Raw genomic sequence first — 23,174 nt, forward strand, 5'->3', positions numbered from 1 at the left:
CGGCAGAGGCGAGGACGGTGGGGGCCGGCAGAGGCGAGGACGGTGGGGGCGAGGACGGCGGAGGCGAGGAGCGAAGCTCTCATACGGGGAATGGTCTCCGGGAATTCGGACACTCCGCCCACCGGGATGTGAAATTCACATGACCAGCGCGGGTAGAGAACATGCCGGGCCGGAACCGGCGGCGTGCTCACCGGGGCTACCGGTCTCCGGCTCCGGCGGCGTGTCCGGAGCCGGGACCTCGCCTTCCGGCTCTCACCTGCCCTGCTGGGGAGCCTCCACCGGGCAACTCATCTGCGGCCGGGAGTCGGCCAGGACGTTCTCGCGGATGGTGAGGAAGGCGGTCAGTGCGGCGAGGGCCATCATCGCCGCGCTGACCAGCATCGTCGTGTGGAATCCGGCGGTGAAGGCGACCGGGTCGTGGAAGGCGTCACCGGTCAGGCCGGCCAGCGGCGGGATCGCGGCGACCGCCAGCAGCCCGCCGGTCCGGGCGACCGCGTTGTTGACGCCGCTGGCCACACCCGCGTAGCGCTCCTCGGCGGTGGCCAGCACGGTCGCGGTGAGCGGCGCGACCGCCGCCGACAGCCCCAGGCCGAACAGGGCCGTCGGGACCAGCACGCCCGTCAGGTAGGACGAGCCCTCGCCGATCCTCGACATCAGCAGCAGCGCGGCGGCGCAGATCAGGACGCCCGCCGTCATCGGGACGCGGGGCCCGATCCGCTTGGCCAGCTCGCCCGCCCGCGACGACAGCAGCAGCATCAGGACCGTCACCGGGATCATCGCGGATCCGGCCGTCATCGGCGAGAAGCCCGCCGACACCTGGAGCTGGACGACCAGGAGGAAGAACACCACGCTCATCGCGGCGTACATGACGAACGTGACGACGTTGACCGCCGTGAACACCTTGGAGGCGAAGACCCCGACCGGCACCAGCGCGCGGGGCGAGCGCCTGATCTCCAGCCAGACGAACGCCGCTCCCAGCAGGACGCCCACCGCGATCGGGACCGGCCGCAGGTCGATCAGACCGTAGGTGATCCCGGCCAGTGCCAGCGCGGCCAGCGCCGCGCCGAGCACGTCGAAGCGCCCGGTGGCCTCCACGTCCCTGCTCTCCGGCACATGCCGTACGGCCACCGCCACCACGAGCGCGGCCACCGGCAGGTTGATCAGGAACACCCACCGCCATCCGACCGTCTGCACCAGCCACCCGCCGAGGAGCGGCCCGATGGCCGCCGCCGTCCCGCCCAGCCCCGACCAGGCTCCGATCGCCCTGGGCCGGTCCTCGCGGACGAAGGACGCCTGGATGATGGCCAGCGATCCGGGCGTGAGCAGCGCCCCGCCGACGCCCTGGAGCGCCCGGGCCGCGATCAGCGTCTCCACGTTGGGAGCCAGCCCGCACAGGGCCGACGCGACGGCGAACCAGACCACGCCGATCAGGAAGATCCTGCGCCTGCCGTACCGGTCGCCGAGCGAGCCGCCCAGCAGGATCAGACCCGCCAGGGTGAGGGTGTAGGCGTTGACGGTCCACTGCAGGCCCGCCATGTCGGCCCCGAGGTCGTCGCCGAGCGCGGGGAGCGCCACGTTGACGACCGTGCCGTCCAGCAGCGCGATCCCCGAACCGAGCACGGTGGTCAGCAGAACCCACCGTCCCCGGGCTGAGCTGAGCCGAATGTGGCCGTTGTCCATAACTCTCATCATCGCTGACCGTTTTCGTCCGCCCGATGGGGATTCATGATTCCAGAAGTGTCGGCGATCTCTGGTAGGACGTGATCTGTCACGTTTCGCCTGACAGGAGCCAGGATGGACTACAGAGAGTTCAATGACGAAGTCGGCAGGCTGAACCGAGGGAGCTACGCCGGTCTGCCCGTGGTCGAGGCCCCGGAAAGCGACGGCGCGCTTCCGGAAGGGCTGCCGGCCCCCGAGGCGGCGGCCTGGCGGATCTCCTGGAACGGGCGGAATGACGGGTTCGAGGCGAACTTCCGGCACTTCCTCACCGCGGTGGACCCGGCGAAGGTCTCCGCCCTCATCGTCGGCGACTGGGGAAGCGCCTACGAGACCAGTTCCGCGCAGGCCATCGGACTTCTCGTGGAGCACGCCGGCCGCTTTCCCGCCCTGCGCTCGATGTTCTTCGGCGCGATCGCGTCGGAGGAGTGCGAGATCTCCTGGATCCAGCAGAGCGACGTCACGCCGCTGCTGGAGGCGTTCCCGTCGCTGGAGCGGCTGGAGGTGCGCGGCGGCTCCGCGCTCCTGCTCCGGCCGGTCCGGCACGAGAGCCTCAGGGTGCTGCGGTTCGAGACGGGCGGGCTGCCGGCCGAGGTGGTCCGCGCGGTCGGTGAGAGCGACTTCCCCGCACTCGAATACCTGGAGATGTGGCTCGGCACGAGCGACTACGGCGGGGACGCCACGGTAGCCGACCTCGCGCCGATCCTGTCCGGCGAGCGGCTGCCGGCGTTGCGGCACCTCGGCCTGCAGGACAGCGAGATCCAGGACGAGATCGCCGCGGCCGTGGCGTCGGCGCCGGTGGTGGCCGGGCTGGAGTCGCTGGCCCTGTCGATGGGCACGCTCACCGACGAGGGCGCCGAGGCGCTGCTGTCCGGCCAGCCGCTGACCCATCTCAGGCACCTGGACCTGCACCACCACTACCTGACCGGCCCGATGGTCAAGCACGTCGAGGCGGCCTTCGCCGGCACCGGCGTCGAGGTCGATCTGTCCGAGCAGGAAGAGGCGGACGACGACTGGCGCTACATCGCCGTGGCGGAGTAGGCCGATGAGCGGTGTGAACGGGAGCCGGAGGCCCGCTGTGCCGCGGTCGGCGAGCAGGTTCTCCGATGATTCGTGAGCGCCTGGCGTCCCTGGCCGCCGCGGAAGGAGTGGCGTTGAGCGGCGGTGGCCGGACGGCCTCGCTGACGGTTGTCGGCACGCCGGGGGAGCGGCGGGTGACCATGTTCGCCGACGCTTGCGTCCGCTACGGCCTGCGGGAGCCCGCCGTCGTGCCGTGGACCTCCGTGCTGCGGGGCCAGGACGTCACGCTGGAGCCGGGGACGCTCGTGCGGATCGAGTCGCCCGGAGAGGACGCCGGGGCCGACGCGCTGCTGCGCGGTCCGGGCGAGCCGTCCCGGGTCGGCGGCGGCGCCGCCTGGCACGCCGCCTTCACCGCCGGGACGGCGCGGATCCGCCGGGCCGTCGAGCGGACGCCCGGGGCCGTGCTGCTCGCCGACGTCGACGAGATCGCGGTGATGTTCGACAAGCGGCTGTGCCACGCGAGGCTGTCGGCGGCCGGAGTGCCGGTGCCCGCCGCGCTGCCCGGACCGGTCGGCGGTTACGCCGAGCTGCGCGAGCGGATGGGGCAGGCCGGTTGGGGCCGGGTGTTCGTCAAGCCGGCCCACGGCTCGTCCGCCTCCGGGGTCGTCGCCCTGCAGACCTCCGGTCACCGGATCAAGGCGGTGACGTCGGCGGAGCTGTCCGCCGGCGGGCTGCACAACTCGCTGCGGGTGCGATCCTACGAGGACGAGGCGGACGTGGCGGCGATCGTCGACCTGCTCGCCGGGGACGGGCTCCACGTGGAGCGGTGGTTCCCCAAGGCGGGCCTGGACGGGCGGACGATCGATCTGCGCGTGGTCGTGGTGGACGGCACGCCGACCCACGCCGTCGTCCGCGCGAGCCGTACCCCCATGACGAACCTGCACCTCGGCGGTGAGCGCGGCGATCTCGGCGCGGTCAGGACCAGGCTCGGCCCGCAGGGCTGGGCGCGGGTCACCGAGGCGTGCGCCCGGGCGGCGTCGTGCTTTCCGGGGAGCCTGACCGCCGGGGTCGACCTGATGATCGGCGTCGACTGGCGGAGCGTCGCCGTGGCCGAGGTCAACGCCTTCGGCGACCTGCTTCCCCGCCTGACCGGCTTCCCCGGCGGCGGCGCCGAGCACCTGAACACCTACGAGGCCCAGGTCAGAGCCATCCTCGCCCGCCGTACGGCGGTGCCGGACGCCACCGCCCACCACCCCGCCGTACCGGCGCCCACGGGAGGGAACGCCGGTGGGTGAGGAGATGGTGGACGGCAGCCCGCCGCTCGGACCCGGGATGGGCACGGGGGCCGGGGAGGAGGGCACGGTGCGGGACATGAACGGGATCGTGGGAAGCCATGACCTTCTGCTGGTGACCCTCGACACGCTCCGCTACGACGTGGCCGAGGAGCTGGCAGGGGCCGGGCGGCTGCCCAACCTGGCCAGGGCGCTGCCCGGCGGGCGATGGCAGAGACGGCACAGCCCGGGGAGCTTCACCTACGCCGCGCACGCCGCGATCCTCGCCGGGTTCCTGCCGACCCCCGCCGAGCCCGGACCGCATCCCCGCCTCTTCGCGGCGGCCTTCCCCGGCAGCGAGACCACCGCCGGCGGGACGTGGGTGTTCGACGCGCCCGACCTGCCCGGCGGGCTGGCCCAGGCGGGATACCACACCGTCTGCGTCGGGGGCGTGGGGTTCTTCAACAAGCTCACCCCTCTGGGGGCCGCACTGCCGGGGCTGTTCGCCGAGAGCCACTGGGATCCGGCGTTCGGAGTGACCTCGCCGACGTCGTTCGAGGCGCAGATCGAGTGCGCCGAGCGGGCGGTGGCGAGGGTGGACGGGCCGGTGTTCCTGTTCGTCAACGTGTCGGCGCTGCACCAGCCCAACTGGTTCCACCTGCCGGGCGCCACCCGCGAGCACGGTGACAGCCGGGAGAGCCACGCCGCTGCGCTGGAGTACGTCGACCGGCACATCGGCCGGCTTTTCGCCCTGATGAGCGCCCGGCGGCCGGGGTTCGCGATCGTCTGTTCCGATCACGGCACCGCCTACGGTGAGGACGGATACACCGGGCATCGGATCGGCCACGAGGTCGTCTGGACGGTGCCCTACGGAGAGTTCACGATGGAGCGGGGGCAGTGGCGGTGACTCAGAGTTCCGGCCGGGCACGGACGCGGGTGCTGGAGACGGTGACCCTCGGGCGGGGCGGCCCCCCGGCGCGACCGGCCCCCGACGGCGCGATCGGCGCGGGGCCGTACCAGGGGTATGTGTACGCCTACCCGCACAAGACGGCATACCGGCCGCTGGAGCCGCGCCCGTCGCTGCGGGAGGTGTGGTCGGGGGAGCCGCTCGGGAGCCTCTTCCTCTACCTGCACATCCCGTTCTGTGAGATGCGCTGCGGGTTCTGCAACCTGTTCACCCGGACCGGCGCCCCCGAGGAGCTCGTCGCCGCCTACCTGGACGCCCTGGAACGCCAGGCGGAGGCCGTACGGGACGCCCTGGAGGAGCCGAGGTTCGTCACCGCGGCCATCGGCGGCGGCACGCCCACCTACCTGAGCGCGGCCGAGCTCACCCGGATGTTCGATCTGACCGAACGGATCATGGGCGCCGACCTGCGGGCCGTGCCTCTGTCGGTGGAGACCTCGCCGGCGACCGCGACGGCCGACCGGCTCGCCGTCCTGGCCGAGCGGGGCACGACCCGGATCTCGATCGGCGTGCAGAGCTTCGTCGACGCCGAGGCCCGCGCGGCGATACGCCCGCAGAGACGGCAGGAGGTCGAGACGGCGCTCGGACACATCAGGGAGGCCGGGTTCGAGGCGCTCAACATCGACCTGATCTACGGGATCGACGGGCAGACCGAGCGGTCCTGGCGCCTCTCGCTGGACGCCGCGCTCGCCTGGAAGCCCGAGGAGGTCTACCTCTACCCGCTGTACGTCCGCCCGCTCACCGGCCTCGGCCGCCGCGCCCGCGACTGGGACGACCACCGGCTCGGCCTCTACCGGCAGGGCCGTGACCACCTGCTGGCCGCCGGGTACGAGCAGGTGTCGATGCGGATGTTCCGGCTGCCGGGAGCCTCCGGCACGACCGGCTACGACTGCCAGAGCGACGGCATGGTCGGGCTCGGCTGCGGGGCCCGGTCCTACACCTCCGACCTGCACTACTCCTACGAGTACGCGGTGGGCGCCGGCCAGGTGCGCGCGATCATCGACGACTACGTACGGCTCGCGCCCGGGGAGTTCGCGCTCGCCAACGTGGGGTTCCGGCTGGATGAGGACGAGCGGCGCCGCCGCCACCTGATCCAGTCGCTGCTCCAGGCCGAGGGGCTGGACCCGGCCGCCTACCGGGAGCGCTTCGGCACCGAGGTGACGGCCGACTTCGGCGAGGATCTGGAGCGCCTGGCCGGCCGGGGCTGGCTGGAGGCGGCCGGCTCGGAGGCCGGGACGCGCCCCGGCGGCCGGCTCCGGCTCGGCGCCGAGGGGCTGGCGCACTCCGACGCCGTCGGCCCGGCGCTGTTCTCCGGCCGGGTCCGCGAGCTGATGGCGGGATACGAGAACAGTTGAACAAACCCGCGAGCGGCCGTGACCTCCCTGTCCTGCGGGCCGGAGGGCAGGACCCCGGCCACCTGACGATCCTCTACCGGGGCCCGCTGTCCAGCTGCGACTACGACTGCCCCTACTGCCCGTTCGCCAAGCGCCGCGACGGCACCGAGCAGCTGCGCCGGGACCGGACGGCGCTGGAGCGGTTCACCGCGTGGGCGGTCGGACGGGACCATCCCCTCTCGGTGCTGTTCACGCCGTGGGGCGAGGGGCTCGTGCGGTCGTGGTACCGGCGGGCGATGGTGGAGCTCAGCCACCTCCCGCACGTCCGGCGGGTCGCCATCCAGACCAACTTCAGCTGCCGCCCCGACTGGCTGGCCGAGGCGGACCTGGACACGCTCGCGCTCTGGGTGACCTACCACCCCGGTCAGGTCGCCCACGGACGCTTCCTGGCCAGGTGCCGTGACCTGGCCGGGCGCGGGGTCCGCTTCAGCGTCGGCGTCGTCGGGCTGCCCGAGCACCTGGAGCAGGCCCGCCGGCTCCGGGACGACCTGCCCGCCGAGGTGTATCTGTGGGTGAACGCCGCCGAGGGGCGCCTCTACACCGATGAGGAGGCGGCCGACTGGACGCGGATCGACCCCCTCTTCCCCTACAGCCGCACCCCGCACCGCAGCGCCGGCCGGCCCTGCCGTACGGGGGACAGTGTGATCTCGGTGGACGGCGAGGGCACCGTACGGCGCTGCCACTTCGTCCCGGCCGTCCTCGGCAACCTCTACGACGGCACCTTCCGCCCGGCGGCGAGGCCGTGCCCGGCGGCCCTGTGCGACTGCCACATCGGCTACGTCCACCTGGAGCAGACCGGTCTCTACGACGTCTTCGCGGGCGGAATCCTGGAACGCATCCCGCACCTGACCTGACCCGGACGGGCCGCCGGGGCGGGTCTCCCGCGTCTCAGGTCTCCCGGGCCGGGTGGTATTCGGCCTCGGACAGGTTGAAGGTCCAGGCCACGCCCTCGCGGGCGGTGCGGGTGGACGGGGGCACCCGCAGCCAGTACTTACGGAAGGTGCCGTCGGGCTCCGCGGTGGAGTTGATCACCTCGACCATCACCACCGGTTCGTCCTCGGGCAGGTCGATCCGCCACAGGACGCCTGTCTCGTCCTGGTGCAGCGGGGTCGCCCCGGACTCGGTGAGGTAGCGGTCGTAGCCGAAGTGCTCCAGCATGACCCGGCGAAGCTCCGCGTTCTCCTCGGCGCGGATGCGCTGGGGGGTGAGCGCCGCCATGGAGTCGGCGAAGCCGGCGGGGACGGGCATGCCGCCCCAGGCGTGCATGGCGAAGCCGTCGGGGAACAGCAGCGCCGGGCCGTCGGCGCGGTGCAGGCGCGACAGCTCGTCGAGGTGCAGCTCGGCGGGGCGCTCGCAGACGATGGCCACCCTCTCGAACGGCCACCACCAGCCCGCCGACCGGGCCACCTGGACCAGCGCCGCCACCTCGGGGCTGCCCAGCGCGTCGAACAGCGACAGCCACGGCGCGTCATGCTGGCCCAGCACGGCGTCCAGGGTCGAGGCGCGCAGCGCGGACGCGACGGCCTGCGACTCCTCCGCCGACTCCGCCGTCACCGTGAGGGCCTGCGACTCCGCCGTCTCCGCGATGTCCCGGCGGATCCGGGTGACGAGCGCGCTCACCGGGTCCCAGAGCCGCCCCCCGGTCAGCGACCAGGCCAGCGGCCACGCCGTGGGACCGAGCGAGGTGTGCGCCTCCGCCCTGGCCCGCTCCCACGGCCCGGTCCGCACCGCGTCGCGCACCGGCCTGCCGGCGCCGAGCGTGGCGATGGCGCGGGCCCCCGCGGCGGGGGAGTCGACCCAGATGATCTTTTCGGGATCGGCCAGCCCGGCGCTCCGGTAGGCCAGCCGTATCCCCGCCTCCGCCCCGGGACGGTCGGCGGGGCCGGTCTGGAAGGCCACCTCCTGCCAGCGGAGCGCGGCGGCGGTCAGGACGTCGGCCAGTTCGGTGGTGACGGTCATGGTCGGGAGCTCCTCAGGTGAACGGACCGCCCGCGCCGGCGGCGCTTCCGGAGGGAGCCGGCCGGTCGGGCGGGGAGGCGGAGGCGGAGGCGGGGAAGGAGTCAGTCGGCGACGACGCGGAAGGCGCCGGGGACGTATTCGCGCTGGCGCTGCACGCGGTACCAGCCCTTGGGCAGGGAGATGGCGGCGTGTTCCTCGTGGACGACGCGCCCGCCCTGGGGGACGTGCAGGAAGTCGGGGTCCATCGGCCGCAGGCCTCGGACCAGGGTGCCGGGGCCGACCACCGCGTGGGCGTGGCCGGTGGCCTCGCCCAGGGCCAGCACCAGGCGGCCACGGGCGTCACGTGTTGCGGACGGCGAGGTCCGGGCCGGAGCGGGCACGGCCTCCTCGGGGACGGGCACGATCAGGATGTCTCCCTGGCGGTACATCTGGCAGGCTCCTCGCATCGGGGGTCGATCGAAAACTAGCCATCCCCACCGACATTTCTCCGCCCGAGGAGCCCGGGGCGGGACCGGTCAGGAGGTCGTCCGGGCGCCCAGCCCCCGGAGCACGAACCCGCAGACGGTCTCCTCGGCCTCCTGGGGCGTCACCGTGCCGCTGAGCAGCGGCACCCGCTCCGCGCCGATGACGGCGAAGATGATGCGGGCGGCGGCGGCGACGTCGGGGGCGTGGAAGTCGCCCGAGGCCACGCCGCTGTCGATGATGCCGGTCAGGATGTCCTGCATCGGCGCGACGTGGTCGGCCAGGCGCTGGTAGGCGTCGGGTCCCAGGGCAGCCGACAGGTCGGCGGGGCCGGGATGGGGGTGGGCGAGCAGCCCGGCGAGCTGGAGCCGGACGAACGCGCGCAGCCGCTCGGCGGGGGAGGCCTGCTCGGGCAGCTCCCGCTCGTAGCTCTCGATGAAGTAGTGCGTCACCCGCTCGGTGAAGGCCAGCAGCAGCGCCGCCTTGTCGGGGAAGTAGTTGTAGAGGACGGTCCGGGTGATCCCGGCCTCGCCCGCCACGTCGGTCATCGAGATGGTGTCGATGCCCTGGTCACGGGAGAGGCGCGAGACCGCCTGCAGGATGCGGTCCTGCGTCTGGGCGCGGTGCTCGCCGATCGTCGGGGCCGAAATCCGGGGCATGCCCCCATGGTCGCACAGGGGCGGCGCCGCGGGCGGGCGGCGGGCGCGGCCCCGGCGGCGGGAACCGGACGGTACCGGGGCGGGGAAGGTCAGGCGGCGAGTTCGGCCCGCACCACGCGGCCGAGCTCGCCCAGCACCTCGGTGTTGAGCAGGTAGGCGAGCTTGGTCTCGCGGATGATCCGCTGCTTCTCGGCCTCGTCCACGGGCAGCGCGTCCAGCCGGGCGCGATACTCGTTCTTGAACCGCGGCAGGCTGCCGACCTCGTCGAACAGGTAGAAGTCGACGCCGCCGCCCGGCTGGTAGCCGTAGATCTTCTGCAGCTCCATCCGGATGAACTGCCCGCCGGACAGGTCGCCCATGTATCGGGTGTAGTGGTGGGCGATGTAGCCGCCCGGCCAGGTCGCGACCTGGTTGATCCGGGCGACCAGCGTCCGGGTCGGCTTGGAGGGCTCGATCCTGGACTTCCAGCCGGCGCCGTAGACGGTCTCCAGGTCGCGGATCAGCGCCTCCTCCCGGTAGAGCTCGGGGAAGACGAACGGCCCGGCGACCGGGTCGTCGGCGAGCGCCCTGGAGGCGCCGTCGAGGGCGACGTAGGCGAAGTAGTGCTGGGCGATCAGCTCCCCGTAGGCCTCGCGGCTGAGCTGCCCGGCCATCAGGGCCTTGAGGTAACTGTCGTCCTCGGCTGACTCGTGGTCGCCCCAGGTGGCGTTCCTGAGTACTTCGGAGAACGGCGACTCGCTCATGATCACTCCGCGTCGAATGGGCCTTTCGCGACTTTCATGACACAGTGTCACAAAAGCGGAGGGATCTCGTCAAGCTGATCACGACACCCTGTCATCAAACCGCCTCCGGGCGCGCTGGAGCAGCCAGACAGCCCCCAGCGGCGCGGCGAACACCGGGAGCCAGGCCAGCCGGTACAGCGGCCACACCGGATCGGTGGGCGGCGTCAGCAGGCCGGGCACGTCGCCGAAGCGCAGCGCCGCCAGGACGGTCGCGGTCAGCGCGGTCTGGTGCCACAGGAAGAGCGTCATCGCGCCCAGGTTGGCCACCGCCACCGCCGCCCACAGCCGGGGCCGCCGCATCAGCCGGGCCAGCGGCTCGCGCACCAGCAGCGCCAGCCCCACCTGGGCGACCCCGAAGCAGACCGCGGCCAGCGTGGGCGGGCCGAGATTGGAGATCTCCGCCCCCGTCACGCCCACCATGCTCGCCGGATACCCGAACCCGGCCACCAGCACCGCGGTCCCGGCCGCGCCGCCCGCCAGCAGCGCCACCGCCGCCCGGCGCGAGGCGAGTGCGCCGCCCGCCCAGCCGACCCCGAGCACGTACGGCAGCAGCCACCCGGCCACCAGGTTCACCCACTTCAGCCAGTCCGGCCCGGCTTCCCCGAACCTGAGCGCGTCCACCACCAGCACGACCGCGAACGCCGAGACGGCCACGGCGCCCGGCCGTACCCGCAGCAGCAGCGGAGTGGCAGCGCTGAGCGCGGCGAAGACCGCCAGGAACCACAGCGGCCCGACGGCCGGCAGCGCCAGCGCCCTGATCGTCCCGTACGGCATGCCGTGCAGCGCCATCCCGGCGGCGATCCCCGTCCAGACCAGCGCCAGCGGACCCACCGGCCGCAGCAGCCGCCCCGTCCTGGCCCGCACCCAGGCCGGATACCCTGTGGCCGAGCGCAGGCTCCGCGCCGCCGCGTAGCCGCCCACGAAGAAGAACACCGCCAGCGTCTGGAACACCCACGACAGCGGGGTGAGCGCCGGCAGGTAGGCGAGCGGGCTGGAGATGTACACCTTCCCGCCGGGCCCGTGCACCCACGTCGTGACCAGCCAGTGCCCCGCGACGACCCCGAGGATCGCCAGCGCGCGCAGCGCGTCCACCCCCCGGTCCCGGTCCGCCGGAGTGGCACTCCCGATCCGGGCGGTGACGCTAGCCACGCGACACCTCGCCCGTCCGGCCGAGGGCGATCAGGGTGAGGTTGCGCAGGGACTCGCTGCCGGGCCTGAGATAGTCGCTGTGCCCGGCGGGGCCGGTCACGAACAGCCGGGCGCCGAAGGAGGGGTCCGCCGGGTCGGGGCCGAAGCCGAGCGGCCCGAGCCGGAGCTTGGGCACCTTCCGCACCCAGTCCCGGCTGCCGCTGCCGGCCCACAGCCGGGTGCCGCCCAGCGCGGACGCGCGGGGGACGCCCAGGCCGGGGCTGCCGAAGACGGCCACATCCGCGACGTCCGACCCGGGCGCGGCCATGGCGCACACGACCGACCCGTAGCTGTGGCACAGCAGGCTGACCCGTTTGCCCCTGAGCGTCTCGGCGACGTAGCGCCGCAGTTCCACGGCGCCCCTCCTGGCGGCCCCGTCGGTCACCGCGGCGAGGCTGACGGTCCCCGGGCTGTCGTACCCGAGCCAGGCGACCACCGCCAGCCCGGCCCGGGGGTCCAGCGCCCGCGCCTCGGCCAGCACCGCCCGGGCGCCACCCCCCGGCGTGCTGTACGGCTTGGCCCTGCCGCCGTCGAAGTTGGCGACCGTGGTGTCGGAGCCCGGGACGATGACCGCGACGTGCCCGGCCGTACGGAGATCGCCGTAGACCCTGACTATCCGGTCGCCACGGGGAGCGGGGACGATCGCATAGGTGAGCGCGGCGGCGGTGGCCACGGCGAGCGCGCGGCGGAACATGGAGCCTCCTGTCCGGTTGGGGAACCGGACAGGACATTAGGAATCGGGGCCTGTCGCGCACGTCACCCCCGGACACCCATCTCGCGGGTCCCTCCCAGGGGTGAGGGAGGTTCGGCGCGGGCAGGGGTGAGCGGGACCGGGACTCGCCGGCTCGGGCGGGCGGAGGCGAGCGGGGCCGGGAGACTCACCCGTCAAGGCGGCAGGGCGAGCGGGGCCGGGACTCGCCGGCTCGGGCGGGCAGGGAGACTCACCCGCCCGGGCGGACCAGGCCCGTCTCGTAAGCGTGGACGATCGCCTGGGCCCGGTCGCGCAGGTTCAGCTTCGCCAGGATCCGGCCCACGTGGGTCTTGACCGTCTGCTCCGACAGCACGAGCTCCTCGGCGATCTCCTGGTTGGAGCGGCCCTGGGCGATGAGGGCGAGCACCTCGGTCTCCCGCTCGGTGATGTCGTCCAGCCGGCCGCGCGGGCGGCGCGGTCCGACGCGCGCGAACTCCGAGATCAGCCGCCTGGTCACCGAGGGCGCGAGCAGCGCCTCCCCGGCCGCGACCACCCGGACCGCCTCGGCGAGCTGCTGGGCGGAGGCGTCCTTGAGCAGGAATCCGCTGGCCCCGGCCCGCAGCGCCTCGTACACGTAGTCGTCGAGGTCGAAGGTGGTCAGGATCAGGACCTTCGGCGGGGAGCCGCCCCCGTCCAGGATCGCCCGCGTCGCCGCCAGGCCGTCCATTACCGGCATCCGCACATCCATCAGCACCACGTCCGGCCGCAGCTCGGCCACCCGGGCCACGGCCTCGCGGCCGTCGGCCGCCTCGCCCACGACCTCGATGTCCGGCTGGGAGTCCAGGAACACGGTGAACCCGGTCCGGACCATGCCCTGGTCGTCGGCGATGAGCACCCGGATCGTCATGCGTTCTCCACGATCGGAAGTATGGCGGTGACCGCGAAGCCCGTTCCCACGGGCCCGGTCCACAGCTTTCCGCCGAGCATGGAGACCCGTTCCCGCATCCCGATCAGGCCGTGCCCCGTGTGCCCCGGTTCTCCCGCGTGCTCCGGCGCGGCGGGGGAGCGGCGCCTGGCGTCGTTCTCCACGTGGATGTGCAGTTCGGCGCCGGAGCGGCTGATCCTCATCGAGACGGCCGAGCCGGGCGCGTGCCGCATGGCGTTGCTGAGCGACTCCTGGGCGATCCGGTAGGCGGACAGGCTCACCGCCGTGGGCAGCCCCATCAGGTCGCCGCCCAGCTTGAGCGTCACGGTGAGCCCGGCCGAGCGCGCGGTGCCGACGAGCTCCTCCAGGCGGCCGAGGCCCGGCTGCGGCGCGGTGTCCGCGCGTCCGTCGCCGTCCCGGAGCACGCCCACGACGCGGCGCATCTCGGTCATGGCCGCCAGCGACAGCGCGCGGATCTCTCTCAGCCCCTCCTCCAGGCGTCCGACGTCACCGGCCGCCTGCAGGGGCACGGCCTCCGCCTGAATGGCGATCACCGACATGTGGTGGGCGACGACGTCGTGCAGCTCCCTGGCGATCCTGGCCCTCTCCTCCAGCGTGGCCTGCGCCGCGAGGGCCCGCTCGCTGCGCTGTTCCTCCTCGGCCAGGCGCCTGGCGGCCAGCCGACGGGCGCGCACGTTGTAGCCGAAGAGCGCGGTGACGCTCAGCAGGATCGCGGCTATGACGAGGTCGTCCCGGCTGGTGGCCGAGAGCGCCATGCAGAGCATGGAGGAGATCCACACGCCCAGGGTCGTCTCCCGGCCGCAGCGGACCGCGACGGAGTAGACGACCAGGAGATAGGCGACGATCCCGGCTATCGACACGGGATGTCCGCTCAGGGTGTCCATGACCGGGGCGGTGGTGAGCATTCCCAGCATGCTGATCCGCCATGCGGCGAGCGGCCAGCGCTCGCGCAGCAGCAGCGGGAGGGAGCAGGCCACGGCGGCGTAGTAGATCCGCCATTCGGGATAGGGAATGGAGAGCCCGTCGTTGCCCGACAGGAGCGAGGACAGCCCCCCGTCGTAGGTGAGCCAGGCGATCAGCAGGTTGGCCAGCACGACCAGGTCGACGGTCCGGAACGGCAGCAGCCCCAGGAACCTGGGGATCGGTATCCCCAGGCGGCGGGAGCGGGGGAACGGAGGGTCGGCACGGCCGCTGACCACCGCCAGGGTCAGCGGCCGGGTGAGCCGTACCAGACCGGCGGGCAGATTCACCCGGCCAGCCTAGACAGCCGCGGCCCGGACGGCGTCACACCCGGGGGTGACCCCCCGCCTCACACCCGGGAGGTACGGCGGGCGCGACGGGACGGTCGCCGAGAAGCGAAATTACACAATTACGATCGCTCACAGCGAACACGCTCAACCTCGGGAACATTTCACGGCTCCCATTACTTGAGTCCATGTAACTCAACCTTTGGAGTTCGCATGAGTGAGAGCTTGATCCTCCCGGTTCTTCCGCTCGACGACGAGGTCGTGCTGCCGGGCATGGTGGTTCCCCTGGACCTGTCCGAGAACGAGATCCGGGCCGCGATCGACGCGGCGCAGGCTCTCGCTGACAACAAGCCGGAGGTGCTGCTCGTTCCCCGGATCGACGGGCGATACGGTTCCGTCGGCGTCCGGGCGGTAGTCGAGCAGGTGGGCAGGCTGCCCGGCGGCGAGCCCGCCGCCGTGGTGCGTGGTGTCGACCGGGTCCGCGTGGGTTCCGGCACGACCGGCCCCGGCGCGGCCCTCTGGGTGCAGGCCACCGTGATGGAGGCCGTCCAGGCGGGCGAGCGCGCCGAGGAGCTGGGCAAGCAGTACAAGGCGCTGTCCACCACCATCCTGCAGAAGCGGGGCGCCTGGCAGGTCGTCGACGCGGTCAACCAGATGGACGACCCGTCGGTCCTCGCCGACAGCTCCGGCTACGCCCCCTGGCTGAGCACCCAGCGCAAGGCCGAGATCCTTGAGACCGCCGACCCGGCCGACCGGCTCTCGATGCTGGTCGAGTGGGCGCGCGAGCACCTCGCCGAGCTCGACGTGGCCGAGACGATCCGCAAGGACGTCCAGGAGGGCATGGAGAAGCAGCAGCGGGAGTTCCTGCTCCGCCAGCAGCTCGCCGCGGTCCGCAAGGAGCTGTCCGAGCTCAACGGCACCTCCCCGGAGACCGAGGAGGAGGACTACCGCGCCCGCGTCGAGGCCGCCGACCTGCCCGCGAAGGTGCGCGAGGCCGCGCTCAAGGAGGTCGACAAGCTGGAGCGGACCTCCGACCAGTCTCCCGAGACCGGCTGGATCCGCACCTGGCTCGACACCGTCCTCGACATCCCGTGGAACGAGCGGACCGAGGACTCCTACGACATCGCCGCGGCCCGCGCCGTCCTCGACGCCGACCACACCGGCCTCGACGACGTCAAGGACCGCATCATCGAATACCTCGCCGTCCGCGGACGCCGGGCCGAGAAGGGCCTCGGCGTGGTCGGCGGGCGACGCAGCGGCGCCGTGCTCGCGCTGGCCGGCCCTCCCGGAGTCGGCAAGACCTCGCTGGGCGAGTCCGTCGCCCGCGCGATGGGCCGCAAGTTCGTCCGCGTCGCCCTCGGCGGAGTCCGAGACGAGGCCGAGATCCGGGGCCACCGGCGCACCTACGTCGGCGCCCAGTCCGGCCGGATCGTCCGGGCCGTCCGCGAGGCCGGCTCGATGAACCCGGTCGTGCTGCTCGACGAGGTCGACAAGGTCGGCTCCGACTACCGGGGCGACCCGACGGCCGCGCTGCTGGAGGTGCTCGACCCCGCGCAGAACCACACCTTCCGCGACCACTACCTGGAGGTCGAGCTCGACCTCAGCGACGTGCTGTTCCTGGCGACCGCCAACGTGCTGGAGTCCATCCCCGGCCCGCTGCTGGACCGCATGGAGATCGTGACGCTCGACGGCTACACCGAGGACGAGAAGGTCGCGATCGCCCGCGACCACCTGCTCCCGCGCCAGCTCGACAAGGCCGGCCTCACCGCCGAGGACGTCACCGTCGAGGAGGACGCGCTGCGCAGGCTGGCGGGCGAGTACACCCGGGAGGCCGGAGTCCGGTCCCTGGAGCGCTCGATCGCCAGGATCCTGCGCAAGGTGACCGCCAACGTCGCGCTCGGCGAGGGCGAGCTGCCCGTGACCGTCGGGGACCTGGTCCCCTACCTCGGCCGCCCGCGCCACGTGCCGGAGTCCTCGCTGCCGGAGTCCCGCCAGCGTACGGCGGTGCCCGGTGTGGCCACCGGCCTCGCGGTCACCGGCGCCGGCGGTGACGTCCTCTACGTGGAGGCGTCGCTGGCGGACCCGGAGACCGGCGACACCGGCCTGACCCTGACCGGTCAGCTCGGCGACGTCATGAAGGAGTCGGCCAAGATCGCCCTGTCCTACCTGCGCTCGCGCGGCGCGGAGCTGGAGCTGCCCGTGGCGTCCCTCAAGGACCGCTCGGTGCACATCCACTTCCCCGCGGGCGCGGTCCCCAAGGACGGTCCGTCCGCCGGCGTCACCCTGACCACGGCCCTGGCCTCGCTGCTGTCGGGCCGACCGGTCAGGAACGACGTGGCCATGACTGGTGAGGTCTCCCTCACCGGCCGGGTGCTCCCGATCGGCGGGGTCAAGCAGAAGCTGCTGGCCGCCCACCGGGCGGGCATCACCACCGTGCTGATCCCGGCCCGCAACGAGCCCGACCTGGACGACGTGCCCGAGGCCGTCCGCGGCGAGCTCACCGTCCACGTGGTGAGCGACGTGCGCGAGGTCCTGGAGATCGCCCTCACCCCGGCCAAGGTCGCCGAGCGCGCCCTGGCCTGACCCTTCTCACCCGGACGGCCCGCTCTCCCCGGAGGGCGGGCCGTCCGCCGTCCGGGGGAGGGTCGGTCCCACCCGCCTGACCGGCCAAAACGCGTATGGCGGACATATATCCACGAATCATAAAGTCGATTGACTGAATGATTCACCCATGCTGTCATAAGGGCATGCTGTACGACACGCCTCGGCTGGAGGCCATGGACGAGCTGGTGCTCGGCGAGATCGAGGAGATGCGGCGCGACCTGAAGTACCGCCTGGCGGAGACGCACCGCTGGGACGGCCAGTTGCGGCGGCAGCTCCAGGCACGGGCGATCCAGGGGTCGAACTCCATCGAGGGCTACCGGGCCAGCGTGGAGGACATCGAGTCGATCATGTCCGGCGAGGATCCGCTGGAGACCTCCACCGGAGTGGCCCGGGAGATCGCCGGATACCAGCAGGCGCTGACCTATATCCAGCTTCTGTCGCGAACCCCGGTGTTCGGGTTCGACGCCGGCCTGCTCCACTCGCTCAACTTCATGATGATCGGGCATCACGTGGACAAGACTCCGGGCACCGTACGGCCCGGCGGCGTCTACGTCCGCAACTCCGCGACGGGCGAGGTCGTCTACGAGGGCCCGGACGCCGAGGAGGTGCCGGGACTGCTGGGCGAGCTGGTCGACTGGCTCAATTCGGGCGACCTCGACGCGCCGAGCTACGTGCGGGCGGCGATGGCCCACTTCAACCTGGTGAGCATCCACCCGTGGCGGGACGGCAACGGCCGGATGTCGCGCGCCCTGCAGACGCTCGTGCTCGGCAGGGACCAGATCACCACCCCGGAGTTCTCCTCGATCGAGGAGTGGCTCGGAAGCATGGAGAACACGGTCGACTACTACCGGGTGCTGAGCGCGCGCGGCAGACGGAACTGGAGCCCGAACGGGGACACGCTCCACTGGGTGCGCTTCTGCCTGCGCGCTCACCACATGCAGGCCCAGCAGGTCCGGCGGCGGCTGTCGGAGGCGGGGGAGGTGTGGATGCTGCTGGAGGGGCAGACCGACGCCGAGGGGCTGAACGCGCGGACCGTGTCGGCGCTCTACGAGGTGTTCGTCAACAGGCGGCTGCGCCGCACCCGGTACCAGGCGGACGAGTCGCTCAGCCAGGGGCAGGCGGCCAGGGATCTGCGTGATCTCGCGGCCAGGGGCTGGCTGCGGCCGTACGGGGAGACCAAGGGGCGCTTCTACGCGCCCGGTCCCAGGATGCAGGAGATCAAGGACGAGTTCGCCGCGCGGGTCACTCCGCTGCGCGACCCCTACCGGCGGGACTGACCCCACCGGCCGGGAGTCGGGGTGATTGAGATCACATAACGTGTCGGGAATTAGGGTAAGCGGGACCCGTGTTGAGGCAGACGTGAACGTGAGCGTGGCACAGCAGGCCGGCATGTCCCCGCAGAGGCGGGGCGCGTGTTGTGGTGCGCGCATGTGTGGGATGCCCGGCATGCGCCGCATCCGCGCCGTGCGCTGAACTCCGCCCCCGCCCGTTCCCTTCACGAAGGCTCCGAGACCATGACCTGCCCCGCGGACGATCTCGTCCTGCGCCGTCTGAGCCATCTCCCCTTTCACCCCGGCACGCGCTAGCCCTTCCCCCGCCCGGAGTCTTTTCGACGATCTGTCTGATGTTGGGGAACAGCTGTGATTGATGTGTCAGGCCTGCGAAAGGTCTATCGAGATCGGGACCGCGAGGTGGTCGCCATCGACGGCGTCGACCTTCATGTCCGCGAGGGTGAGATCTTCGGCGTGCTCGGGCAGAGCGGTGCCGGCAAGAGCACGCTGCTGCGCTGCGTGAATCTGCTGGAGCGGCCCACCGAGGGCACCGTCACCGTGGCGGGGCAGGAGCTGACCGCGCTGGGGCAGAGCGAGCTGCGCAGAGCCCGGCAGCGGATCGGGATGATCCACCAGCATTTCGCGCTGCTGTCCTCCCGCACGGTCGCCGGCAACGTCGCGTTCCCGCTTGAGGTCATGGGGATCGGGAAGGCCGACCGCGCCAGGCGCGTCGCCGAGCTGCTGGAGCTGGTCGGGCTGGCGGACAAGGCCGGGGCGCACCCCGCGCAGCTGTCCGGCGGGCAGAAGCAGCGGGTCGGCATCGCCCGCGCGCTGGCCGGCAACCCCGCGGTGCTGCTGTCGGACGAGGCCACCTCGGCACTCGACCCGGGCACCACGCAGTCGATCCTGGCGCTGCTCAAGAGCCTGAACCGGGAGCTCGGCCTGACCATCCTGCTGATCACCCACGAGATGAACGTCGTCAAGTCGATCTGCGACTCGGCCGCCATCATGCGCAACGGCCTGGTCGAGGAGTCCGGGGCCATCCCGGAGCTGATCGCCACGCCGGGATCCCGGCTCACCGCGGAGCTGTTCCCCCTCCCCGCGCCGGACCCCGGCAGCGTCACGATCACCTTCACCGGGCAGGCCGACGAGCCCGTGGTGTCGGAGGTGGTCCGCAAGTTCGACGTGGACGTCAACATCCTCGGCGGCGCGCTGGAAGAGGTGGCCGGCGTCTCCGCCGGCCGCCTGCGCCTGCGCCTCACCGGTGACGAGCGCGCCGCGGCCCTCGCCTACCTGTCCGGCCGTGGCCTGCTGGTGGAGGAGAGCCCGTGAGCGAGCGCACCGGCAGACACGACACCGAGGGACCGCGGCCGACGGAGGATGACGCATGACATGGGATGAGATGACCCCCCTGCTGTGGGAGTCGACCTGGCAGACCGCCCAGATGGTCGCCTGGTCCACCCTGTTCACCGTGCTGATCGGGCTGCCGCTCGGCGTGGCGCTGGTCGTCACCGACCGGGACGGCCTGTTCCCGTCGTGGACCCTGAACCGGGTGCTCGGGCTGGTCGTCAACATCGGCCGTTCCCTGCCGTTCATCGTCCTGATGATCGCGGTCATCCCGCTGACCAGGCTGATCGTGGGCACGACCATCGGCACCGTCGCCTCGGTGGTGCCCCTCACCCTCGGCGCCGCGCCGTTCTTCGCTCGGCTGGTGGAGACCGCGCTGCGCGAGGTCGGCCGGGACAAGGTGCAGGCCGCCCAGGCCATGGGAGCCGGCGGGAGCACCGTCGTCGGCAAGGTCCTGCTGCCCGAGGCGATGGCGGGCCTGGTCGCGGGGCTCACCGTGACCGTGGTCGCGCTGATCTCCTACTCGGCGATGGCCGGGGCGATCGGCGGCGGCGGTCTCGGCGACCTGGCCATCCGCTACGGCTACCAGCGCTTCGAGACCACGCTCATGGTGGTCACCGTCGTCGTGCTGATCGTCATCGTCCAGCTCGTGCAGACCCTGGGCGACACCGTCGCCCGCCGTCTCACGCGTCACTGACCTCTTTTTTCCTCCCTCCCCCCGGGATACCGCCACAGGCCGGTGCCTGTGATCTTCCACGCCCAGAAGGAGCACACCATGCGTAAATTCATAGGAATCGCATCCGCGATCACTGCTCTGGCCCTCACGCTGACGGCCTGCGGCTCGACCGAGACCACCACGGCCGACGCCGGCACGACCTCCGCCACGGAGGTGCTCAAGGTCGGTGCGAGTCCGGTCCCGCACGCCCAGATCCTGAAGTTCGTCAAGGACAAGCTCGCCGCCAAGGAGGGCCTGAACCTGGAGATCGTCGAGTTCACCGACTACGTCCAGCCGAACGTGCAGCTCGACGACGGCCAGCTCGGCGCCAACTACTTCCAGCACAAGCCCTACCTGGAGGACTTCAACGCATCCAAGGGCACCAAGCTGAGCTTCGTGCAGCCGGTCCACCTGGAGCCGCTGGGTCTGTACTCCAAGAAGGTCGCCGACGTCGCCGGGCTGGCCGCCAACGCGACCGTCGCCGTGCCGAACGACGCCACCAACCTGGGGCGGTCGCTGAAGCTGCTCGCCGACAACGGCCTGGTCACCCTGAAGGACGGGGTCGGCACCGCGGCCACCGAGCGCGACGTGACCGGCAACCCCAAGAACCTGAAGTTCCAGCCGCTGGAGGCCGCCCAGCTGCCCCGTTCGCTGGAGGACGTGGACGCGGCCGTCATCAACGGCAACTACGCCCTCGAAGCCGGTCTCAAGCCGGCCGAGAACGCGCTGGTGCTGGAGAAGGCCGAGGGCAACCCCTACGCCAACGGCCTGGTGGTGGCCGCCGGCAGCGAGCAGGACCCCCGCGTGGTCAAGCTCGCCAAGCTGCTCGCCGGCCCCGAGGTGAAGCAGTTCATCGAGCAGACCTACAAGGGAGCCGTCACCCCCGCCTCCTAGGGGTTGTTCCGAGGTGTGATCAGGTGGTCGGCCGGAGGCCGGGCTACCAGGTCGCCGGGCGGATGAGACCGCTCTCGTAGGCGAAGACCACGACCTGTGCGCGGTCCCGCAGCCCCAGCTTCAGCAGGACCCGGCTGAAGTGCGTCTTCACGGTGGCTTCGGCCAGGTGCATCGCCGCGGCGACCTCGGCGTTGGACAGCCCGCGCGCCACCTGGACCAGCACCTCGTGTTCGCGGGAGGTGAGCAGTGCCAGCCGCTCGTCGCGCTCGGGAGCGCCGGGCATGAGCTGGGGGGCGAACTTCTCCAGCAGGCGGCGGGTGATCCGCGGGGAGACCGCGGCGTCGCCTGCCGCCACGCTGCGGATCGCGGCCAGCAGTTCCTCGGGCCGCGTGTTCTTCGGCAGGAAGCCCGAGGCCCCGGCCTTCAGCCCGGCGAAGGCGTACTCGTCCAGGTCGAAGGTGGTCAGGATGAGCACGCGTGAGCGCGGGGAGTCCCTGACGATCCTGCGGGTGGCCTCGATCCCGTCGACGCCGGGCATGCGTACGTCCATCAGCACGACGTCGGGACGGAGCATCCGGGCCATCCGGGCGGCCTCGTCGCCGCCGCCCGCCTCGCCGGCCACCTCCATGTCCGGCTCGGCCTGGAACACCATGCGGAACGCCATGCGCAGCAACGACTCATCGTCGGCGATCAGCAGCCGGATCGTCACGCCGTGCCCTTCCCCGCCATGTCGCCGCCGATGTCGAGGCCGGCCGCCACCCGCCAGCCGCCGCCGGGCAGCGGACCGGCATGGAGGGTACCGCCGTAGGCGGCGACGCGCTCGCGCATGCCGACCAGGCCCCGCCCGTGGGCCTCTCCTGACGCGGGCCCCGGGCGGCCGTCGTCGACGACCTCCACGGCGGCGCACCGCGGCGTCAGGCGGACCCGGACCTCGGCCGCCGCCCCGGGAGCGTGCCTGAGCGCGTTCGTCAGTGCCTCCTGGACCAGCCGGTAGACGGTGAGCTGGGCGACGGCGGGGATCGCCGCCGGGTCACCGGTCACCTCCAGCCGGGTCGGCAGCCCGGCCGCGCGCATCCTGTCGGTCAGAGGGCCGAGCTGGGCGATCCCGGGCGCCGGCTGCAGTCGCGCGCCGGCCTGCCGGCAGGGCTCGCCGTGCTCGCCGGCGCCGAGGGAGCGTCGCATGTCGTCCAGGGCCTGCCGCCCGGTGGCCGCGATCTGCTCCACAGCGGCGGCCGCCTGCTCCGGCGCGCCGTGCCGTACGTACGCCGCGCTGTCGGCCAGCGCCACCATGACCGACAGGTTGTGGGTGACGATGTCGTGCATGTCGCGGGTCATCCGGGCGCGTTCCTCGGCGACGGCGAGCCGCGCCCGCTGCTCGCGGTCGTGCTCCAGGGAGGTGACGTACGCCCGCCGGGCACGCGTCCACAGGCCCGTGGCGAGGGCGGCGGCGGCCATCGCGGTCAACGCGGCCGCCGTGAACGGGAACTGGCCGGGCGGCGCCCATCGCGCCGCGGCCAGCAGCGCTCCGGCCTCCAGCGTGAGCCCGGCCACCAGCGTCTGCCGCCCGGTACAGCGCGCGCCAACGGTGCAGAGAGCGACCAGCAACGCGGCGTCGGCGGGAAGTTGCACGCCGACGACCCATTGGACCGCGGCCGCCGCCGCGATCGCGTAGAACACCGTCAGCGGCGCGCGCCGCCGCCACACCAGGGGCGCAACCAGGGCCACCTGAAGCAGCAGCGGCCCCGGCTCGCCGGGTGCCGGCACCCGGCCGGGCCCGAGCGTGGCAAGAAAGATCACGGCCGCCAGCAGCGCGTCGGCAGGCATGGACGGCCATCGCGTGGACGCTGCGAGGCAGGCCACTGGACGGTCGCCTTGCTTCATGCCGCTCACCCTAGTTGTCCTGCGGGTTCGCTCCCCATCCTGTTTCAGGATGAACATCGGGGCATGTCAGCCGAAAGTCGTAGGCGTGGATCAGCCGTACGCCGCTGGCCCGGGGCCGCGCCCCGCTGCCAGCCTCGTCGGACACAGGAATCCGCAGCTCGCA

General features: G+C 72.4%; 21 protein-coding genes. 10 read left to right on the plus strand and 11 right to left on the minus strand.

All coding sequences use genetic code 11. The features are described 5' to 3' along the window. Nucleotides 1–252 precede the first annotated feature (252 nt). Nucleotides 253–1,680 (minus strand): MFS transporter, encoded by a 1,428-nt coding sequence (locus tag CA984_RS20115; RefSeq protein WP_242676062.1) that lies wholly within the window; start codon nt 1,678–1,680, stop codon nt 253–255. Between the two features lie 114 nt (nt 1,681–1,794). Between CA984_RS20115 and CA984_RS20120 the strand changes: the two genes are divergently transcribed. The 5 genes from CA984_RS20120 to CA984_RS20140 all read left to right on the plus strand — a co-directional run bounded on the left by CA984_RS20120 (nt 1,795) and on the right by CA984_RS20140 (nt 7,219). Further along, a complete protein-coding gene (locus tag CA984_RS20120; protein WP_086574652.1) occupies nt 1,795–2,757 on the plus strand; it encodes an STM4015 family protein in 963 nt (320 codons plus the stop codon). Nucleotides 2,758–2,822: 65 nt separating this feature from the next. After that, nucleotides 2,823–4,031 (plus strand): STM4014 family protein, encoded by a 1,209-nt coding sequence (locus CA984_RS20125; protein ID WP_086574654.1) that lies wholly within the window; start codon nt 2,823–2,825, stop codon nt 4,029–4,031. A gap of 76 nt (nt 4,032–4,107) precedes the next feature. Continuing rightward, nucleotides 4,108–4,914 carry an STM4013/SEN3800 family hydrolase gene (locus tag CA984_RS20130; RefSeq protein WP_207620953.1) on the plus strand — a complete coding sequence of 269 codons (807 nt, stop codon included), beginning with the start codon at nt 4,108–4,110 and terminating at the stop codon, nt 4,912–4,914. 92 nt (nt 4,915–5,006) lie between these two features. After that, on the plus strand, nt 5,007–6,326 hold the full coding sequence (locus tag CA984_RS20135) for an STM4012 family radical SAM protein (protein ID WP_086574691.1): 1,320 nt from the start codon (nt 5,007–5,009) through the stop codon (nt 6,324–6,326). Continuing rightward, on the plus strand, nt 6,323–7,219 hold the full coding sequence (locus tag CA984_RS20140) for an STM4011 family radical SAM protein (protein ID WP_242676063.1): 897 nt from the start codon (nt 6,323–6,325) through the stop codon (nt 7,217–7,219). Before CA984_RS20135 ends, CA984_RS20140 begins: the two co-directional genes overlap by 4 nt. 34 nt (nt 7,220–7,253) lie before the next feature. On the opposite strand, the gene CA984_RS20145 is transcribed toward CA984_RS20140, so the two are convergent. The 8 genes from CA984_RS20145 to CA984_RS20180 form a co-directional block, all read right to left on the minus strand. Further along, nucleotides 7,254–8,324 carry a DUF6745 domain-containing protein gene (locus tag CA984_RS20145; RefSeq protein WP_086574656.1) on the minus strand — a complete coding sequence of 357 codons (1,071 nt, stop codon included), beginning with the start codon at nt 8,322–8,324 and terminating at the stop codon, nt 7,254–7,256. Nucleotides 8,325–8,425: 101 nt separating this feature from the next. Then, nucleotides 8,426–8,752, minus strand: a complete 327-nt coding sequence (locus CA984_RS20150; RefSeq protein WP_086574658.1) for a hypothetical protein — start codon at nt 8,750–8,752, stop codon at nt 8,426–8,428. Between the two features lie 87 nt (nt 8,753–8,839). Then, complete coding sequence (locus tag CA984_RS20155; RefSeq protein WP_086574660.1) at nt 8,840–9,445, minus strand: TetR/AcrR family transcriptional regulator; 606 nt, start codon at nt 9,443–9,445, stop codon at nt 8,840–8,842. Nucleotides 9,446–9,534: 89 nt separating this feature from the next. After that, entirely contained in the window at nt 9,535–10,188 is a 654-nt protein-coding gene (locus CA984_RS20160) for a biliverdin-producing heme oxygenase (RefSeq protein ID WP_086574697.1), read from the minus strand. A 78-nt stretch (nt 10,189–10,266) separates the two neighbouring features. Beyond that, nucleotides 10,267–11,376 carry an acyltransferase family protein gene (locus CA984_RS20165; protein WP_086574662.1) on the minus strand — a complete coding sequence of 370 codons (1,110 nt, stop codon included), beginning with the start codon at nt 11,374–11,376 and terminating at the stop codon, nt 10,267–10,269. Then, entirely contained in the window at nt 11,369–12,109 is a 741-nt protein-coding gene (locus CA984_RS20170; protein WP_086574664.1) for an alpha/beta hydrolase, read from the minus strand. Before CA984_RS20170 ends, CA984_RS20165 begins: the two co-directional genes overlap by 8 nt. Nucleotides 12,110–12,356: 247 nt before the next feature. Continuing rightward, entirely contained in the window at nt 12,357–13,013 is a 657-nt protein-coding gene (locus CA984_RS20175; RefSeq protein WP_086574666.1) for a response regulator, read from the minus strand. Further along, entirely contained in the window at nt 13,010–14,302 is a 1,293-nt protein-coding gene (locus CA984_RS20180; RefSeq protein WP_086574669.1) for a sensor histidine kinase, read from the minus strand. Before CA984_RS20180 ends, CA984_RS20175 begins: the two co-directional genes overlap by 4 nt. Nucleotides 14,303–14,512: 210 nt before the next feature. Between CA984_RS20180 and lon the strand changes: the two genes are divergently transcribed. The 5 genes from lon (at nt 14,513) to CA984_RS20205 (ending at nt 21,130) form a co-directional block, all read left to right on the plus strand. Then, a complete protein-coding gene (gene lon / locus CA984_RS20185; protein ID WP_086574671.1) occupies nt 14,513–16,882 on the plus strand; it encodes an endopeptidase La in 2,370 nt (789 codons plus the stop codon). Nucleotides 16,883–17,046: 164 nt separating this feature from the next. Continuing rightward, complete coding sequence (locus CA984_RS20190) at nt 17,047–18,180, plus strand: Fic family protein (RefSeq protein ID WP_086574673.1); 1,134 nt, start codon at nt 17,047–17,049, stop codon at nt 18,178–18,180. A 363-nt stretch (nt 18,181–18,543) separates the two neighbouring features. Continuing rightward, entirely contained in the window at nt 18,544–19,506 is a 963-nt protein-coding gene (locus CA984_RS20195; protein ID WP_086574675.1) for a methionine ABC transporter ATP-binding protein, read from the plus strand. A 55-nt stretch (nt 19,507–19,561) separates the two neighbouring features. Then, nucleotides 19,562–20,218 carry a methionine ABC transporter permease gene (locus CA984_RS20200; RefSeq protein ID WP_086574677.1) on the plus strand — a complete coding sequence of 219 codons (657 nt, stop codon included), beginning with the start codon at nt 19,562–19,564 and terminating at the stop codon, nt 20,216–20,218. A 78-nt stretch (nt 20,219–20,296) separates the two neighbouring features. Further along, the gene (locus CA984_RS20205; RefSeq protein WP_086574699.1) at nt 20,297–21,130 is read left to right on the plus strand and encodes a MetQ/NlpA family ABC transporter substrate-binding protein; all 834 of its coding nucleotides are present in this window, start codon (nt 20,297–20,299) and stop codon (nt 21,128–21,130) included. Nucleotides 21,131–21,173: 43 nt separating this feature from the next. Here CA984_RS20205 and CA984_RS20210 read toward each other — a convergent pair whose 3' ends face one another. Both CA984_RS20210 and CA984_RS20215 read right to left on the minus strand, forming a co-directional pair. After that, a complete protein-coding gene (locus CA984_RS20210; protein ID WP_086574679.1) occupies nt 21,174–21,839 on the minus strand; it encodes a response regulator transcription factor in 666 nt (221 codons plus the stop codon). Next, nucleotides 21,836–23,011 (minus strand): sensor histidine kinase, encoded by a 1,176-nt coding sequence (locus CA984_RS20215; protein ID WP_242676064.1) that lies wholly within the window; start codon nt 23,009–23,011, stop codon nt 21,836–21,838. The genes CA984_RS20210 and CA984_RS20215 overlap by 4 nt, the downstream gene beginning before the upstream one ends. Between the last annotated feature and the right edge of the window lie 163 nt (nt 23,012–23,174).

The organism is Streptosporangium minutum, assembly GCF_002149035.1.
GTDB classification, from domain to species: Bacteria; Actinomycetota; Actinomycetes; order Streptosporangiales; family Streptosporangiaceae; genus Streptosporangium; species Streptosporangium minutum.